16 protein-coding genes are annotated in these 16,188 nt (G+C 50.4%); 3 read left to right on the top strand and 13 right to left on the bottom strand.

What is annotated here, in order from left to right; genetic code table 11:
• The 10 genes from ACZ5SR_RS03085 to lexA form a co-directional block, all read right to left on the bottom strand.
• Complete coding sequence (locus tag ACZ5SR_RS03085) at positions 1–414, bottom strand: DUF6511 domain-containing protein (protein ID WP_464450112.1); 414 nt, start codon at positions 412–414, stop codon at positions 1–3.
• Positions 411–2,093: a DEAD/DEAH box helicase gene (locus ACZ5SR_RS03090; protein ID WP_464450113.1), complete on the bottom strand. Its 1,683-nt coding sequence runs from the start codon at positions 2,091–2,093 to the stop codon at positions 411–413. Before ACZ5SR_RS03090 ends, ACZ5SR_RS03085 begins: the two co-directional genes overlap by 4 nt.
• Before the next feature lie 9 nt (positions 2,094–2,102).
• A complete protein-coding gene (locus ACZ5SR_RS03095) occupies positions 2,103–2,720 on the bottom strand; it encodes a hypothetical protein (protein WP_464450114.1) in 618 nt (205 codons plus the stop codon).
• Entirely contained in the window at positions 2,717–3,544 is an 828-nt protein-coding gene (locus ACZ5SR_RS03100; RefSeq protein ID WP_464450115.1) for an ATP-binding protein, read from the bottom strand. The genes ACZ5SR_RS03095 and ACZ5SR_RS03100 overlap by 4 nt, the downstream gene beginning before the upstream one ends.
• 1 nt (position 3,545) lies before the next feature.
• Positions 3,546–3,830 carry a hypothetical protein gene (locus ACZ5SR_RS03105; protein ID WP_464450116.1) on the bottom strand — a complete coding sequence of 95 codons (285 nt, stop codon included), beginning with the start codon at positions 3,828–3,830 and terminating at the stop codon, positions 3,546–3,548.
• A gap of 4 nt (positions 3,831–3,834) precedes the next feature.
• The gene (locus ACZ5SR_RS03110; RefSeq protein ID WP_464450117.1) at positions 3,835–4,308 is read right to left on the bottom strand and encodes a hypothetical protein; all 474 of its coding nucleotides are present in this window, start codon (positions 4,306–4,308) and stop codon (positions 3,835–3,837) included.
• Positions 4,305–4,517, bottom strand: a complete 213-nt coding sequence (locus ACZ5SR_RS03115; protein WP_464450118.1) for a helix-turn-helix transcriptional regulator — start codon at positions 4,515–4,517, stop codon at positions 4,305–4,307. The genes ACZ5SR_RS03110 and ACZ5SR_RS03115 overlap by 4 nt, the downstream gene beginning before the upstream one ends.
• A 189-nt stretch (positions 4,518–4,706) precedes the next feature.
• A complete protein-coding gene (locus ACZ5SR_RS03120; RefSeq protein WP_464450119.1) occupies positions 4,707–5,723 on the bottom strand; it encodes a hypothetical protein in 1,017 nt (338 codons plus the stop codon).
• Entirely contained in the window at positions 5,692–6,948 is a 1,257-nt protein-coding gene (locus tag ACZ5SR_RS03125) for a hypothetical protein (protein ID WP_464450120.1), read from the bottom strand. The genes ACZ5SR_RS03120 and ACZ5SR_RS03125 overlap by 32 nt, the downstream gene beginning before the upstream one ends.
• Before the next feature lie 95 nt (positions 6,949–7,043).
• Complete coding sequence (lexA, locus tag ACZ5SR_RS03130) at positions 7,044–7,631, bottom strand: transcriptional repressor LexA (protein WP_464450121.1); 588 nt, start codon at positions 7,629–7,631, stop codon at positions 7,044–7,046.
• A 463-nt stretch (positions 7,632–8,094) separates the two neighbouring features.
• On the opposite strand from lexA, the gene ACZ5SR_RS03135 reads away from it, so the two are divergent.
• The 3 genes from ACZ5SR_RS03135 to ACZ5SR_RS03145 are packed head-to-tail and all read left to right on the top strand — an operon-like array spanning position 8,095 to position 10,444.
• Entirely contained in the window at positions 8,095–8,568 is a 474-nt protein-coding gene (locus tag ACZ5SR_RS03135; protein ID WP_464450122.1) for a DUF2924 domain-containing protein, read from the top strand.
• Positions 8,565–9,992 (top strand): recombinase family protein, encoded by a 1,428-nt coding sequence (locus ACZ5SR_RS03140; RefSeq protein WP_464450123.1) that lies wholly within the window; start codon positions 8,565–8,567, stop codon positions 9,990–9,992. Before ACZ5SR_RS03135 ends, ACZ5SR_RS03140 begins: the two co-directional genes overlap by 4 nt.
• Positions 9,989–10,444, top strand: coding sequence for a hypothetical protein (locus tag ACZ5SR_RS03145; RefSeq protein WP_464450124.1), 456 nt, complete (start codon positions 9,989–9,991; stop codon positions 10,442–10,444). Before ACZ5SR_RS03140 ends, ACZ5SR_RS03145 begins: the two co-directional genes overlap by 4 nt.
• On the opposite strand, the gene ACZ5SR_RS03150 is transcribed toward ACZ5SR_RS03145, so the two are convergent.
• Genes ACZ5SR_RS03150 through ACZ5SR_RS03160 form a run of 3 tightly spaced genes read right to left on the bottom strand, consistent with a single transcriptional unit; the run spans position 10,445 to position 16,182 of the window.
• Positions 10,445–13,747 (bottom strand): DEAD/DEAH box helicase, encoded by a 3,303-nt coding sequence (locus tag ACZ5SR_RS03150; protein ID WP_464450125.1) that lies wholly within the window; start codon positions 13,745–13,747, stop codon positions 10,445–10,447.
• Positions 13,748–13,750: 3 nt separating this feature from the next.
• The gene (locus tag ACZ5SR_RS03155; RefSeq protein ID WP_464450126.1) at positions 13,751–15,430 is read right to left on the bottom strand and encodes an EH signature domain-containing protein; all 1,680 of its coding nucleotides are present in this window, start codon (positions 15,428–15,430) and stop codon (positions 13,751–13,753) included.
• Positions 15,388–16,182 carry an OmpA family protein gene (locus tag ACZ5SR_RS03160; RefSeq protein WP_464450127.1) on the bottom strand — a complete coding sequence of 265 codons (795 nt, stop codon included), beginning with the start codon at positions 16,180–16,182 and terminating at the stop codon, positions 15,388–15,390. Before ACZ5SR_RS03160 ends, ACZ5SR_RS03155 begins: the two co-directional genes overlap by 43 nt.
• Positions 16,183–16,188 lie beyond the last annotated feature (6 nt).

The raw sequence follows: 16,188 nt of genomic DNA on the forward strand, positions 1-16,188 counted from the left end.
TCATTGACGGGCTTGACGCTCGGCAAGACGTTCGAAATAGATGCGCTCACGTTCGGCTTGTTCTTCGTGCTTGGTGAGCATTGATCCCTGATAGGCGTCAATGACCACTTCAATCAAGCGGAGCACTTCGGCTTTGCTGTACTGGGAGAAAGGTCGGTCCATCCCAATGGATCCCACGAATTCACCCAATGGAACGAGAGCTGAGTGCATGGATTCGGTTTCCATTTCTGAGGGATCAATCACTCCAGCCTCCGAGCAGTCGTTGAGTTTTTTCATGGCTTTTGAAAAAGCCTCTTGGCACCGACGACTGCAAAACACCCAAAGGTGGCTGTGCCGCTGCGGATCGGAGCGTTTGAGCTTGGGGTTGAAGTAGCCGTAGCCCTTCGCTTGTCTGGAGCAGATGTGGCATTTCACGCGGCCTCCAATTGAGGCGTCATCTGTGAGTCATTGGCTGCGTTCACGAGACGACGGATGGCCACCCTGTTGAACATGAAGGTCAATAAGGCAGATGCGTGATACCGGGTCAAGCCGTAATCAGCACGGAACTCCACTGGCAGGTACTTGAGTTGTCCTGTCGTGGGTGGTTCTTTGAGCCAGCGCTTGGTTTTGTGAGCAGCGTCATCGCTTTCGTTGTTGTTGAGCCAGTCATTCGCCTGTGCCAAGCAAATGCTTCTCTCCCCAACACCCAAAAGGCGTGACCCACCCTTTTCAACTCCGCCCACGGCGTACCAGCGCCCATTCAGGAAGAAGACCCCAGCCCAGGCGATGAAGCCCGTTGCCAGTAGCGCACAGTCATCCCCGAAGAGGTCGCACCACGAGAAATTGGATCTTTTTAGAAGATCAATCTCAGTCATGACGAAGTCACTGATCTTTGATCTGTTGTCTTCCCGAATGCTTTTGAACTCGTGCCCGCAAATTGGGCATTCGTTGCAGCTAAGGGGAACTTCCGCTTCGCACTCAGGACAGGTTTTTTGCGGCGCTTCTCCATTTGAAGCGTGTCCATCCAAATCGACTTCTTGCTCAAGACTCCCGTGTTTAAGAGACGCAGTTCCAAAGTCAAGAACGATGCAATCAGATTTAATAAAGCCAGGGTGCTCGTTGGGATCGACTACTCGCAGCCCACGCCCAACCATTTGAATCAAGGTTGACTTGTAGGAGCTTGGTCGAAGGAGTACGACGCAGGACGTTGGGGTGAAGTCATACCCCTCGGTCAGGATTGCCACGTTCACCAATACAGCGGTTTGGCCTTTCTCAAATCGTTCAAGTACAACTGCACGTTCTGCTTTGCTCATTTCTCCATAAATCACATCTGCAGCGACTCCACCCTTGATGAAGGCAGCACAAACCGAGAGCGCGTGATCAACGGTCGCAGCAAATGCAATGGTTTTTCGGCCTGCGGATTTCTCCTTCCAGTGCTTGACGACCGATTCGTTCACGGGGGATGTGTTCATGATGGAGGCGACTTCCTCCATGTCGTAGTCCGACGCCAGCTTCTTGACTCCGTCTAATGCGGACTGTGTGCCAACATCGATCACAAAGGTTCGAGGTGCCACCAAGTGACCCGATCGAATGAGCTCGCCCAGTCGGATCTGGTCCGCAACGTTTGTAAAAACCTCGCGCAGACCTTTGCCATCGCCACGATTGGGGGTCGCCGTGACGCCAAAAATCAATGCGTCCGGGTTTTTATCACGCACCTGGTCAATGACAGCCCGGTATGTTGGTGCCGCACAGTGGTGTGCTTCATCAATAACCAGCAAATCAAGTCGTGGGATGTCAGAGACATTTCTAGCCAGCGTTTGCACCATGCCAAACGTCACCTGACCACCCCAAGATTTCTCACGTGAGTCAAAGACTGATGTCTTGATTCGTGGATTGACCTTGGAGAACTTGTCCCGGTTCTGACTTGTCAGAACGTCACGGTGAGCAATGACACATGCTTTTGTATCCGGCATTGCCAGTAACTCACCAGCTGTTCCTGATAGACAAATGGTTTTTCCCGCCCCCGTGGGGGCGACGCCAAGCGTGTTCCCATGTGCCTTGAGAGCACTGACACACCGAGAGACAAAGTCTCTCTGACGAGGGCGAAGAATCATGCTGCCCCCTTACTTGGCCCAGGCGGGCATTGAAAAGCCATTCGGGCCAGGTTGCCCGGTTTGGCTCGCAGAAGTTTGAGAAACGGCAACTTGAACGGTCGGTGTGCCACACATGACACTTGCGTACTCTTTGTGATCGGGCTGGATAACTGCCTTGATCACATTGCGCTCTTCGTTGTTTTGGTCTTTCTCGATCTCCACCTTGGCAGCGAATGTCAGGCCATCCAGATCTCCAAAGCCTCGGATGCGACGTGCGTTCTGTGCTTGTTGAGAAACATCTGCAGGTTGAATGCCGCGCGCTGAATTGAGCATTGCACGCAAGAAGCTGCGCCCAATGTTTGCCCACTCAGGACCTTTAGGGCTGTGCAATCCGATCAATCCAAAAATCACACGCTTAGCGTACTGACCTTCGACGATGGTGTATTTGACGTTGAGGTAAATGGCACCAGTCTTGTCCGAGCGAGTGGCGTAACCGCCAACCCAGCCATGATTGGCATCGTCATAGCCGCCTGGACGGATGCTGGCGATAACTTTCACGATAGATTTGTGGGGAATCAGCGCGAATTCGCGTTGATCTTCTGCATCGTTGAAGTCCGACCACGCGCCATTGGATGAGTAACTGTTCATTTGGAATTTCCTTTTTCGGTTTGTTGTTGACGGGGGCTGGTAATCTTTGAAATCAAGCGCCCGAGGTTTGGCTCTTCGACAATTTCGAGTCGTCCAGAGCGGTCTTTTGATGGGTAGCCCCATGGGTTGATGTGCTGACACACAAATGCGCGGTATGGATTGCCTTCATCGTTTTTGAGGACAACCATTGAGACGACTTGGTCAACGATTCCGGGCAGCTCAAGGGAAGCCTTAGAGCCTTCGATCTGCGGTGAGAAAACCTTTCGATTGAAGTCGTCTAACTTTTCATCCAAGATCCCAACCATCCAGATGTCTTTGTTGCGGACATGCTGAAGTTGCGTGAGCCAGCCGATCAGCTCACTGCCGTGAAGTCCGTAAGCGGCCCGCGTGTCTGCTTTTCCTGTTTTCTCGGAGTAGGACTGCGGTTGACCTTTGGCCCATTGCAGACATAAGCGACCGGCGACCGTGATGCTGTCGACAAAGATCAGCGAGTACTTGTCCAGCACTGCTGGGTCCCCGAGCGATACGCATACGCTGTCGTAATGAGCCTGGCTATATGGCTGGTCTTCGCGCAATGCTGGGTTGGGACCACCAATGAAACAAGCGAGATCGCGACACTCTTGCCACGTTCTAGGACGAACGCTTGCGCCGCTCCAGCCCATGACCGACAGGTCACCTGCTTCTAAATCGATGAACAGTGTTTTTTCTGGATCTGTGGTGTGCAGCAGCGAGGTTTTCCCTACGCCAGATGGACCCAAGATGACGCCTTTGGAGCCGCGTTTTTCTGCCATGCGCTGCTCAGCTGTGATGAACTGCAACTTCATGTCAGACCTCGCCTTCAAAGATGTCAGCGACTTTGTCCGTGCCAACGGCACCGCGACGGCGTGCAAGGTCATGCAAGCGGCGCAAGGAGCTGATCTGCGTATAGATGGCAGTGGACTTTTGATCCAGTTCGCGAATGGCGAATGCAATGTCATCCACTGTCGCGATTTCAATGCTCAGCGCTGGGACTTCTGGCTTATTGCCGTAGCTAGGCACAGAGATGGTTTCAGGCAAATCCTCCATAACGAAGGACTTCTTGCGCAAGGAGGGGAGAAGGTTTTTGAACATGGCTTTACTCCGTGATTTGTTCAAGGGATAGAGATGGCTTGCCACCTTTGACGGTTCGAGCGGGCTCAAAGAGCTGACGGATTTCCGAGTCCCACTCTTTGAATTTGGTTTCGCTCACGCGATAGGCGCAGTCGATGTACTTGGCAGGGTCTTGTCCCGTCGACACGAGCGTCGTGTAAAGGGTTGACAAAATTTCCTGATCCCACTCGACGCGCTTGGGTAGGTCAAAGCTCACACGGACATCGCCATCGGTGAAATGGACAACCCCTGTGTCTTTGCCTTCTTGCATGCGAAGGGTCTTGGCGCGTTCGCTGTACTTTTGATTGAGTGCCCGGTCTAGGTGCTCAAGTGCAGACTTGGCAGCGACGTAGTCACGAGACAGACCCGCCTTGAGTACCAACAGCTCTTGAGCTGAAAGGTTGGCCAAGGTGGAGAGCGGCGTACCGCTGATCTCGGGATGTGTAAGGGGTGCATTCATGCTGCACCTCCTACTGCTGCTCGTGCCGAAGTACTGGCATGCAGGCAACGGGTTTCGTACTTGTCGATGTCTTCGACTCGGTACAGAACACGTCCTTGAAGCTTGAGATAAAGGGGACCAATACCCTCACAGCGCCAGCGCTCCAAGGTTCTCAAGCTGATGTCCCAACGGTCCGCCAATTGGCGTTGATTGAGGTGTTTTACGCTCACTTTTCGCTCCTTTCAGGTAATTGCGAGTTCGTGAGTTGGACTGTCCTCTTGGGCTTATGGGGGCTGCCACTCCCGAAATATGGGGGCGAATATGGGGGCTGAGCTCTTTGGCTGTTTCAGGTGTTTTTGGGTCGTCAACGTCCAAAAAAAAACCGCCAAGAAGGCGGTTTTTTGAAGGGTTTGTAGTGATCAGTCGGTGGCTAAATTGAACGCAATATGTCCTCTGCGTGTGATGCGCAAATAGATCTCCCATTTGGCATTCCCTTTGAACAAATGCTGGATAGTCTTTCCTTTGCGTTCGCTTTCTGGAGCACCTTTGTAAGCGGCATCAAGTACCTCCGCGTGTGTCAATTCCCATATGTCAGAGCAGGCAGCCTGGTACATGCGGTGAACAGCCTTGGCTTGCTTGACGCCACCAATCTTCCATGATTCTTTTATCGAACCGATCGAAAGCGTGGATGTACTCTCGTTGAAATACACCTTGCTTGTTTTGATGACCTTCTCTTCAGCAGGTTGACTCATGAGTCGCTCAAGGTAGGTGAAATCAAGTTGTGAGAATCGTGTGAATTCAACGAGTGCTTCTTGCAGACGCACAACTCGAAAATTCTTCGGAAACTGAATGTGCTTGGGCAAATCAAACCCAGATGTAACGAGTAAGCCGCCAGGATTAACGGAGACGTCGTTCAAGTGTGTGAGTACTTTGTCAAGCTTTACTCCAAGCTCTCGAACGAACCAGATAGGGACCTGAGATGGTCCAATCCGAGCAACGCCCAACTTCCAAAGACACCCTGGTATAGAGGCTTGCTTGATCCCTGAGCGAGCAGCTTTGTGAATGCCGAATAGCTCCGCGATGTAATCAAGGTACACCTCAGGCTTTACGGCGTAGACAGCAATGGCGCTGGCCGCAACACGACGCATGCGAAATGTTTCTGGGCACCGGTATTGGAAATTTGACGGGCCTGAGTCATCGAGTTCCGTAATCTCAACTGGGACCTTCTCATCACCACGGTAGGCGGGCATCGTTCCCGCGTAGCCGACTTTGTTCAGCCAGTAGCTGGTTATGGCAGGAGTGATCCGTGCGAGCTTGCATAAATCCCAGCCAGGTACGCCTTGAACACGCAGTCCCTCTAGATCTGGCAGTGATGAGCCAGATCTTTCAAAGACCTCGGTCAATTCAATCAGTGCTGGTGTCGTCAGCTTCTTCATTGCCGATTTCTTTCACCAATCCCCAACGGGCAAGGAGGCGGTCGCACAGAGCACGGTCTTTATCCCTTTTCGTTTTGATGTTGCACTTGTTCTCGTCGCGCATCACGATGCTGATGTTTCGTGCTCGCTCTCCTGCGACCTTGTGCGTGCGGACTGAAATTCGAGCGTAATTGAGACGGTGGCTTGAGAATGTGAATGTTGGGCCAATCAATTTTTTGGCAACTGTGTGAATGTCATCAACGTCTTTGGCCCAAATTTTCATGACCACCGATCGGTTATCGCCATTTGTATACCCGAGCTCGATGACTTTTGCCGAGGCAACCGTTGGCTCGCTCGAGAGGTCAAATGAGAAGTCTCCGGCCAGACATTGGTAGTCATACGATTTGAGCGGTATGCGCTCACCTGTAATTGGTGACTCCAACAGCACATCCGCAACCAAGCGCGCGAGATCTTCTCGCCCGACGTTGTCACGGGATAAAACCTCTAGATGTCCGTTCACCGGCTCATACGTGGCATAGCTGGAAACGGCTCTGATGATCTCTTGATTCTTGAGCGTACTGTTCTCAACCTTTTCGACGACTTCAGGAGGGCGGTTGTAGTGAATGCTGACCTGGTACAGGTCAACATCCTCGCCTTGCTCTGCATCGGGCCTCATTCGTTTGAAGATTTGAACGGCGACATCATCCACATTGCAAGCCAATTTCTCTGCCATTTGCGAACGAAACTTCGCCATGGACGTCTCGTCGAAATGGAAATTTAGCTGGGGAGGAGCCGTAAAACCTGAGTAGCAAGTTGAGCTCTGACGAAAGATGTCGGCCTGCCGAGCATCCAGGGCTTCTGTGAAAAGTTTTCGATTGTTGGAGTACAGCCAGTAGGCCCGTTCGTGCTGGGTTTTCAGTCCGGCAAAAGCAGTTCTGTCCTTCAGTCCTGGTATCTGATCGCGAAACCCATCGACGACATCTTGACCAGGACCATCGGAGAGGAGCATGATTTTTTCTGCTTCATCCTCCATGCCTTTGCGCTTACCGATCGGCAGCGCCAGCAGCTGCTCTGACATGGCTGCACGCTGCTCGGTCTTGTTTTGTTTCTCATCAAGCGCGGTCAAAGGCGTTTTGAATGACTCCACCACAAGTTCGTGGAATGTCTTTGGAGGGAGGTGGCCCAAGAGCCGGGTAAGGTTTTCAGCGTCGATCATTTCTTTTTGTCTCCAGAAAGCAGAAGCCATCGCGAGACTTGAATGTCAGACGAAAAGCGTTCTCTAGGGTGGGTTGTTTTTGTTAGTGAAGGCGTTGTTATTTTTCTTTGCAACGGAGTTGGTCCTCATGGGTATCGTCGAACGAGTCCGACCATGACCCCATAAATTTCGAGCTTCCCCTTTGGGCGAATCGGAGAGTAGTTCTTGTTCGATGGTAGGAGGTGGTAGCCGGTTTTGTCTCGGGCCAAGGTCTTGAGTGTGAAATCGTCATCAACAATGGCCACGATGATTTCACCGGGACTCACTTGCGTGGTTCTTTTCACTACAGCAAGGTCGCCCTCATGAATCCCCGCCTCAACCATCGAATCACCTTTGACCCGAATCAGTACGGTGTTGTTTGGATCGCGAATCAAAAATCTGTCGATCGTGATGTGCTCATGAACATCTGCTTCAGCAGAGATAGGTGCCCCGGCAGGAACTGGTTGAGTTGCTATAGCGCGCTCAAAGAATCGTTCACTTGGAGCCCAGTCGCCATCCTCGGTTCGCTCAAGCATGCCGACCACTTCAAGACGTTCAAGAACCTTCTTGACGGCGGCCTTCGATGCGAATCCGAGTAGGGGCAACATGCGTGCATACGAGGGTAGAACTCGATGCTCTGCGTAGTAGCGCTGCAAGGTCGCAAGGTATTGGGGATCGTTGTTGGACTTTTTCACGGAAATGATTGTAGTGAACGTTCGTTCACCTTGCAAGCGTGGCCATCATTTACCTGAAATCAGGCCATATTGAATCCCTAGGTATTAAGAAATTATCGACGTCGCCAATAACCGCCTTGAAGCGCCGAAGCTTCAAAAGTGACGCAAGAACAAGCTGCGCCAGGCCAATTCCACGCTTAGAAATCCGAGCTCTCGCCTTTGGAATAGAGCCAGTTTTTAACTGGAGTGACTAGATGGCAAATGAGAAACCAATTCGATGCGCAAGTGCCGCAGTCTTGCCGAAGGTAAGGCCTGGGCATCGGGTTATTGAAGAGATGTTGGCGAAAGCTGTCCTGCGGGGCATGAATGTAGGCGATGGTGTCGCTGATATCTCACAGATCGGCGAAACAAGCGATCTTCAACTAGGAGTAATGCCCAAACAGAGCGTTCATACAGACCCGTCTCAGATAGAAGGAGTTTGCGTATGAAGCGGTCAATTTTTGAAGAAGGAAAAAACATCCGAGATCAGATCACAAGCCTGACTGAACTCTCCATGAAAGAGCTTTGGCTGGTATGGGATCAGCACTTTGACTTTCGACCAGGAAATCACCACAGGACATACATAGAGAGTCGATTGGCACACCGGATCCAAGAGGTCGCATATGGAGGCCTGCCCGCAAAGACTCGAAAACGTCTTGAAAAAATTGGCGAAACCGGGGAAGTCCCGAACCATAAGAACCGATCAGAACATGACTTGATGCCAGGAACGACGCTGATTCGTGTGCATGAAGAACAAGAGCACCGTGTCGAAGTTTTAGAGGATGGTCGATACCTGTACCTGAATCGACCCTTTAAGAGTCTCTCCTCCATAGCAAGAGCAATCACGGGGACCAATTGGTCTGGCCCCGCATTTTTTGGGCTCAAGAAGAAAGCAGGTAAGGAGGGGGCTCGATCATGAAGTCAAGCAATACGCTAATGGCGGCGAAAAAATTGCGATGTGCAATCTATACGCGCAAATCAACTGATGAAGGGCTGGATCAGGAATACAACAGCCTTGAGGCTCAACGTGACGCAGCTCTTGCCTTTATCACCAGCCAGAGACATGAGGGTTGGGTTGTCTTGGATGATGAGTACAACGACGGTGGATTCTCCGGCGGGAATACGAATCGCCCCTCGTTGAAGAGATTGCTTGAAGATGTTGAGCAGGGAAAGGTTGATGTTGTAGTCGTCTACAAAATAGATCGACTGTCTAGGTCGTTGGTGGACTTCGCTCAGATGGTGGCCACCTTTGAAAAATGCGGGGTCACGTTTGTGAGCGTGACGCAGCAATTCAATACCACCACCTCAATGGGACGATTGACACTCAACATCCTATTGTCTTTTGCGCAGTTTGAACGAGAAGTCACTGGGGAGCGAATTCGCGACAAGATCGCAGCAAGCAAGGCAAAGGGCATGTGGATGGGGGGCGTTCCGCCTTTGGGCTATGACGTCGTCGAAAGAAAGCTCATCGTGAACGAAGTCGAAGCCAATCTGGTTTGTGAAATATTTGCGATGTATGCGCAGCATGGTTCTGCAGCCACGATCGTTAGGCAACTACAAATTGAAGGGCGCAAGACAAAAGAATGGGTGACCCAAGGCGGTAATCATCGAGAAGGCAGGACGATTGATCAGCAGTACCTGTTCACGTTGTTGAGGAACCGTGTTTACATCGGAGAAATGGTTCATAAGGGGGTTGCGTACCCAGGACAACATCGCGCAATAGTTGATCGCCAACTGTGGGATCAGGTCGCCGCCATCGTCGACCAAAGAAAGCGCGGGAGCTACGAAAGATACAGCTCTAATCGATTTCTGCTTACGGGGATCTTGTACGCGCCGGACGGACAAAGAATGCTTCCAACGCAAAGCCGCAAGAAAAATGGCCGCATGTACAGGTACTACGTCCCGTACTTGGAAAAGAGGCAGCGGGCTGGAGCCACAGCAGTGGAAGGCATGGAATCCTTTGGGCATATCCCCGCAGCCGAGATCGAGAATCATGTGCTGAAAATGATTTTGGACGTGCTGCGAGATCCTCGCGTCGTGATTGGTGCATTCAAGGTTGTAGAGGGATTCAGCGAATCTCTCAAATTGGATGAGCCTACGTTCATTCTGGCAATGCGCGAGATTGAGGCAGTCTGGTCAAAACTTTTTCCTGCAGAGCAAAACTTGATAGCTCAAAAGCTTCTTGATCGTGTTCAGCTCCTACCGCACGGAATTGAGGTGACGTGGAATGAAGAGGTCATTTCAGCGTTTAAAAATCAGTACGAAGAACACCCCTTCGTTTCCGAGGACTTGGAGCACACCCGGCAAAAAAATAGAGTCCCAAATGTATTGGAGGCTGCATGAGCAACCGTGATTACAAGAGCAAACTGTTGATCAAAGAAAACGGCGAAAAACGTGAATACGTCAATGCTGGCCGAGTGGTGACCTTTGTGCCCTTGACGATAAAAAAGAAACACACCAGCAAAGTTCTCGTCCCGCCAGCAGGGGTAAAACGTGAGGGTTCGAAAACGTCGATCGATTACGCAATGCTGAAAACGCTTGGAAAAGCGTTTTATTGGCAAAAACTCATTGATGAAGGCGAGTACGACAGCGGAAACGCCCTGGCGAAAGAGCTAAAGCTTGAGGCCGGTTGGGTGGCTGAAGTGCTTCGAATGACCCGGCTAGCTCCCGAGATTGTGGAATCGATTCTCAATGGATCTCAGCCAGTCACGTTAAATCTGCATCAAATCAGAGGTCGGGACTGTGAAATACCCGTGATCTGGAGCGATCAAAAAGAGCAATTGGGATATACGTAGTTAGAGAAGTTCAGAAAAGTCATCAATCTTCAGATCGCTGCATCCATTGAGCATGTCGGAAGCTAGCTCTCGTTTTCTGCTGAGAAGCGCATCAAGGCGGACATCAAAGCTAGGGAATTTCGGGCTAACCACACCTGGGTAGTACACCTGGACAGTTCGAGTCTGACCAATTCGGTAGGCTCTGGCCGTTGCTTGATCTTCTTTGGCTGGGTTCCATGTCCGTGTGAAATGAATGACGTGATTTGCCGCCTGAATGTTCACCCCGAAACCCACGGCCAATGGCGAGAGGATGATGACGTTGAAACCATTTTTCCTCTGGAATGCGTCGATCAACTGTTGGCGATTTTCATTTACACGAGGATCCGCCGAAGTGTCTCCGTTGACGATTGACGGTGCAAAACCAAAGATGGCCGCAATCACACGTTGAAGTATTAGCTGAAGCTCTCGGAACTCACAAAAGATGATTGCTTTGTGATTCCCGCTCTGGTCTGCACCAAGCTCCTTGAGCAGATTGATCAGCCATCCCATCTTGGGTGATTCGCTAAGTAAGCGATCGATCGACACGCTGCTTGTATTGGACTCGGCGTGTCCATGCGGATCTGAGCAAATTTTTCGAATAGCTTGCAAAGCCTGGAGTTGGGCAGACGGATTGACTTGCCTCTGTTCATGAAGATTAGCTAATGCGCGCTCATAGAGTCGATGCTGATACTCTGACATCGCCAACAGTTTGCAGGCTTGGTCTTCTTTTGGGGCAGGAAGGTCCTTGGCAACTTCAGTCTTCTTTCGATGCAGTATCTGCGGACGAATCAGCTCACGAAGTTCTTCAACCTTAAGTTGCTGCTCGTGTGTCTTTGCTTCGATGGGCTGCCTGTATGTTCTGGAGAAGTAATTGAGTGCACCGAGCATCCCTGGTTGAACAAAGTCAAATAGACACCAGAGATCTGCCAATGTGTTCTCAACAGGCGTTCCGGTGCAGGCGATGCGAAATCGGACCTTCTGTTTTTTTGCGGAGCGGGTAACTAAAGCTGCAGGCGTTTTAATCTTCTGCGCTTCATCACAGACCATGACAGACCAAGGTTGGCTGGCAAGAGCGAACTCAAGGTCGCGCATCGTCTCATACGTGGTCAGCACCAGTTTGTTGTTGCCAATCCACCCCTTCTTCAAGAGTCGTGTAACGCCCTCTGCCTTGAGTGTTGCGTCGATCTCATTCTTGGCAACGCGCAGTTGCCTCAAAGTAGAACCGTACAGCAGTAGAGTTGGAAGTGTGCCCGGCTGAAAGAAACGTTCAAGTTCGTTTTGCCAGTTTTCAAGTAATGCGACAGGAGCGACAACCAGAGCAGGGGGTAGATCTGGATCAGCCTCAAACGCCGAAACAATGAACGTAAGCAACTGCAAGGTCTTACCGAGGCCCATGTCGTCAGCTAAAACGGTCCCTCGGCACTGCTGTGGAGACAGCTTCCACAAGTGTTGGAGCCAAGCTACTCCGATATGCTGATGTTCTTTTAATTGAATCGTAGGCAACAAAGCGGAAGGGAGCACTGGCTGCGTGCCCTCGGCCATGGTCAGGGCTTCAGCTCTGTTCTCTGTGTAGTCAATGTCCTCAAGATTGCGTTTGATGACCAGTCGCTTCTTGGGAGAACTTGGCTTCTTGATGTTCTTGGATGGAGGTTTGAACTTTTTTCCCTTCAAGTCCTCGCGAGCGGCCTTGAGATCTTTCAACGCCATCTGTGCGTCGTAAAGCGGGACGGGCTCCTTGAATCCAACAACCTGTACGTGTGTTTTGTTGTTTTGAATTGCTTCTTCAACGGCTTGATGCAGTGGAAGAATGTTTTTGAATGGGAAGGAAACTATGGTGACCTGCCCCGTTTTTTCATCGACAGAAGCCAGACCAGTTGTTACGTTTTCATCGAACCAGCCGTTTTCATTATTCTTCTTGGAGATGACGGGAACGATGAATGGCTTCTCAAACCCAATAGACTCGATTCGATCGGAGTAATGACTAAGGTCAAGGACTTCCGATGCAGTCCACAGTTCTGGTGAGCTCCAAGCATCAAGCCATGTGCTCAACTGATCTATGTGATCTAGCGTGTCCCCAATGACTTCTAAGTCGTACCTCATCCAGGCAAACGAATGGGCATTTGATTGATGGCTTGTGGTGGCCTTATGGATGAAGCGATTCAACTCACTCGGAGAGTCAAACCAATAAATGGCTGCTGATGCTTCAGGTTTGGAAAGATCATTGATGAGGATGCCAACGCGTGTAATTTCACCGAATTCGCCAAACTCAGCATGCGGGGTGAACTGCGCAAAGCTGATCCCCGCCTTTGTTAGTTGTGACTCAACGTCCTCTGGGCTCAATACCTTCCCCGCTTCTTCTCCAAGCAAAGAAAAAGGGTTGCGCACGAAAGCCTCAGCACGAGAACCAGAAACCCTGCGTGCGGGCATTTTCTTGACTTCATCTAAGACTGTCTTTACCTCTGGCGTGAGCACAATTCGTGTGACAGACAAGCCATCTGGCACCTCATAGGAGTCGCTAAGGGGGAATCTGTCAAAAACGGAGATCCAATCGGGCGGTGCATCTTCAAACGTAGGGCAAATTTCAATCACGCGATCATTTGCTTCGCCTCGCTTTTCGATCTCCAGTTTCAATTTCTCTGGTGTAAGAACGATTGTTTTGGAGACATAGTCAGAAACCGGAGCGCAAGTGTCAAAAGCGAGTCGTCTGATTTTTCCGTACTGGATTTCTTTGAATTTTTGATCGCGTTTCTCAGCAGGAACAGCATGAAACGCTTGCAACTCATCTAAGAGTTCTGCGACTAGAGGTTTGAGAAGATGCGCCCCATCACGAGAGCGGAGCACTTTGCCTTCCAATTTCGGTTGCGATGTGAGTGGAATACCATCCGAGTCCACCCATTCCTCCAGAAGAATTGAAAAAGAGGGGTCGAGGAGTGCCCCTGAATTTTTCAACTTCGGGACAGCAGACGTATAGCCAGGTATCCCCAGTGGGGTGACATAACTTGCAAAGTCTTCATCAGCAAGCAGTTGATACACAGAGTCCCAGCTGATCGAGAATTCGTTCTCTTGTTGGGTTGCAAGTCCTTCTGTTGCCAGCTGGGAAAGTCGTCGCGCTTGATCGGTAACCGTCTCATTCGCAGATTCAATGCCGTTTGAAATCGCCACAGGATTTGCGGTGAATTCGTACTTAATCCCCTCATGGCCAAAATGCAGCCGAACTGGATTCGACTCACCCGGAGTCGCTCCCTTGAGGGATTTTGAACTGAAAAGCTTGTCAAAGAGACTCATTGTTTATTTGATCCAGTAGCCTCTGCCAGCCACGAACTTGAAGCCACGACGTTCCAGGTAAGTTGCCAAGCCTGGGTCTTGTGATCTGTCCGTCAATGTCACCCAAAGATTGCCTTGCTTGGCTCTGTAGTCTTCAATTCTTGCCTTGGAAACATCAACCACAGTTCTGAGCTCGCTCATGTTGAGCGGCAATACTCCAGACGCTACGGCTGAGGCAGGCTTTGGCTGCGATGATGAGGGCCGGTAGATAGGCGCTTGACTGGCCGTTGAGGGTATCGATTGACTAAGCCTGCGCCTAAGGACATGATCAAACGAGCTCTCCCAACCTCCTATGTGAGAGTGTTTGCCAAGTGATCCCTTCAGGTTTTTAAGTCGAGGGGTGGTTCGATAGGTGTACTTCATATCAGGTGACGCTTGATCTGCCTGATAGATGAACATTGCATTGTTCTTGGTAGAAAATTCGATGACCAAATACTCGCCAATGCGCATGACAAAGGCGTTGTTCTCCGGCCTACTAGGTTCGTCAAGTTGACGAATCGATCCGCCCATCCGCTCTCTAACGTCTTTAAATGCCGATCTTTGGTCTTTAAAGGCCATCTCTCCCAAGAAGAACCACATCTCTGTGATGTGCTTTTCCCATTTCAACCAATAGTTCAGCCTTCGAATATCGGCAGCTCCATCCTGGGCCAATAGCTCAAAGAAGTCTTTGATCAGTTGTTGCTTGAGCCAACTGGTGACCATTTGACGGGCAGGCTCATGGTCGACAAATGCATCCCACTTGGTCTGCTCCAACATGGGGTTGCCAATTCTTCTGACGCACGTATCTCGTAGAAACGGATGCTCTATGGTGTTGGCAGATTTTGAGTAACGGATCACACAATGAGCCGTAGCCTCAATTGCCATTGCTTCGGGCAAATGAATTTGCCCTTTCCCATTAACAAGCTCGAGTACGCCATTGAGGTGGCCCACGAAAGGCTCGTCACGCATGGCACAAACTGTCTGCACATAAGCGAGGAACGCTTCATTCCAGACCCATGAAGAAGATTCGATTCCCAATCCTTCACAGACTTCCTTGAGCTCTTGTGTGCTGCCTCTTGTCAGAGAGTCCGCATATCGCTTGCATGGATTCTCTTCCAGAAGATTCTTGTGCTCATACAGAGTGGACAGCCAATCTGGGATTGAACCTCGTTCTTTTGATGACTGAAAAATCGGGGATAGCTTCTTCTTCAAAAAGCCTTTGAGCAGAGCCCAATTTTCAGATCCTTTTTGATTGACAGGCTCTTTAGGATCAAAACGAAAGTAGCTCGACAGCAGTCCTTGGAAGCAACGCCGAAGTTGCTTGCTATTTCGTTTCTCTACCGCCTTCAGTAAGAGCTCGAAGGTTTCTTTGTCTTCAATGAGTCTGTATTTTTGGGGGCCAACTGGAGTTTCCGCTCCGTAGCAGACATATTTGAGTTCAGTGAATGTATCCGTGTCGCCCTTGGTCTCAAATTTCCGAATGGCCTTGATGAGAACGTCTTCTGAAGGGCGACCCTCGCTATCACCTAGGTCACGCTTGATCTCTTTGAGAACTTTGGACATGACTCGAGAGTCCCCAAAGGTCACCCCATGGAGAATCAATCGAGGATCGAACTGCTCTTTTAAGAGATGTTCGAGCTCATTGAGCGATCGAAAATCGGACATTTTTCTTTCGGATTCAATGCATTGGTTAATTCTGCATCGTCTAACTTGGGGGCAGGTGTACTTTCTTCGGCCAGTTTTTCCTGTCTCGTTCTGAATTCCAGTTTGAACTCAATTCTTCGGCTTTGAGCGCCCCCTCCGGATCTAAGGGAGTTAAAAGATGCCCCGCCAACAAAGAACTTCGTTGCAATGAGTTTTCTGTCCTCGGAGGAGAACGGTTTCTCGGTTGCGTTTGTGGGCTCGCGAAGAAGCTCACATAAAACGCGCTGGCTGCGCTCGAGGCTCAGGTTTAAGTTAAAGAGATACGTGCCTGTTTTACTGGCGTAGCCTTCAACAACTGCGCGTTTAAACCAAATTTTCCCAGCATCAGTCGTGCGCAGCTTCTCCAGCAATTTGGGGGTGAAGCTTCTGAGCATTTGACTTTGCTGCTGCGAGAGAGTGTTTTGCCCCTCTTTCTCGAAGGTCCCTCGGACACCGAAGTCAATGGTGGTCCCATCCACTCGTACTCCGCTGAATTCTTGCGCAGTCAAAATCTGCTCAATTTCCACCATGAAGTCTTTGATTGCCTGCGATCGTTCCGCTTCCTCTTTTGCTGCAATGTCTGGTTCATTCGTAACAGCAAGTAAAGCGACGGTCATGGAAATCAAAAACAAGACCATGAGGGAAGACATTAGATCGGAGAAAGAAATCCAAAAGGGCTTCTCTCCATCCTCGCGCTTCTTTTGCGCGTTAGCGTTCTTGGTAATTTCGAACATGCTCTA

The organism is Limnohabitans sp. TEGF002, assembly GCF_055395845.1.

What these genes read in the sequence shown, in the direction of transcription:
- ACZ5SR_RS03090 (WP_464450113.1), bottom strand. Translation starts at nt 2,093, where the DNA reads ATGATTCTTCGCCCTCGTCAGAGAGACTTTGTCTCTCGGTGTGTCAGT.
- ACZ5SR_RS03095 (WP_464450114.1), bottom strand. Translation starts at nt 2,720, where the DNA reads ATGAACAGTTACTCATCCAATGGCGCGTGGTCGGACTTCAACGATGCA.
- ACZ5SR_RS03150 (WP_464450125.1), bottom strand. Translation starts at nt 13,747, where the DNA reads ATGAGTCTCTTTGACAAGCTTTTCAGTTCAAAATCCCTCAAGGGAGCG.
- ACZ5SR_RS03105 (WP_464450116.1), bottom strand. Translation starts at nt 3,830, where the DNA reads ATGTTCAAAAACCTTCTCCCCTCCTTGCGCAAGAAGTCCTTCGTTATG.
- ACZ5SR_RS03155 (WP_464450126.1), bottom strand. Translation starts at nt 15,430, where the DNA reads ATGTCCGATTTTCGATCGCTCAATGAGCTCGAACATCTCTTAAAAGAG.
- ACZ5SR_RS03110 (WP_464450117.1), bottom strand. Translation starts at nt 4,308, where the DNA reads ATGAATGCACCCCTTACACATCCCGAGATCAGCGGTACGCCGCTCTCC.
- ACZ5SR_RS03160 (WP_464450127.1), bottom strand. Translation starts at nt 16,182, where the DNA reads ATGTTCGAAATTACCAAGAACGCTAACGCGCAAAAGAAGCGCGAGGAT.
- ACZ5SR_RS03120 (WP_464450119.1), bottom strand. Translation starts at nt 5,723, where the DNA reads ATGAAGAAGCTGACGACACCAGCACTGATTGAATTGACCGAGGTCTTT.
- ACZ5SR_RS03100 (WP_464450115.1), bottom strand. Translation starts at nt 3,544, where the DNA reads ATGAAGTTGCAGTTCATCACAGCTGAGCAGCGCATGGCAGAAAAACGC.
- ACZ5SR_RS03145 (WP_464450124.1), top strand. Translation starts at nt 9,989, where the DNA reads ATGAGCAACCGTGATTACAAGAGCAAACTGTTGATCAAAGAAAACGGC.
- ACZ5SR_RS03125 (WP_464450120.1), bottom strand. Translation starts at nt 6,948, where the DNA reads ATGGCTTCTGCTTTCTGGAGACAAAAAGAAATGATCGACGCTGAAAAC.
- ACZ5SR_RS03140 (WP_464450123.1), top strand. Translation starts at nt 8,565, where the DNA reads ATGAAGTCAAGCAATACGCTAATGGCGGCGAAAAAATTGCGATGTGCA.
- ACZ5SR_RS03135 (WP_464450122.1), top strand. Translation starts at nt 8,095, where the DNA reads ATGAAGCGGTCAATTTTTGAAGAAGGAAAAAACATCCGAGATCAGATC.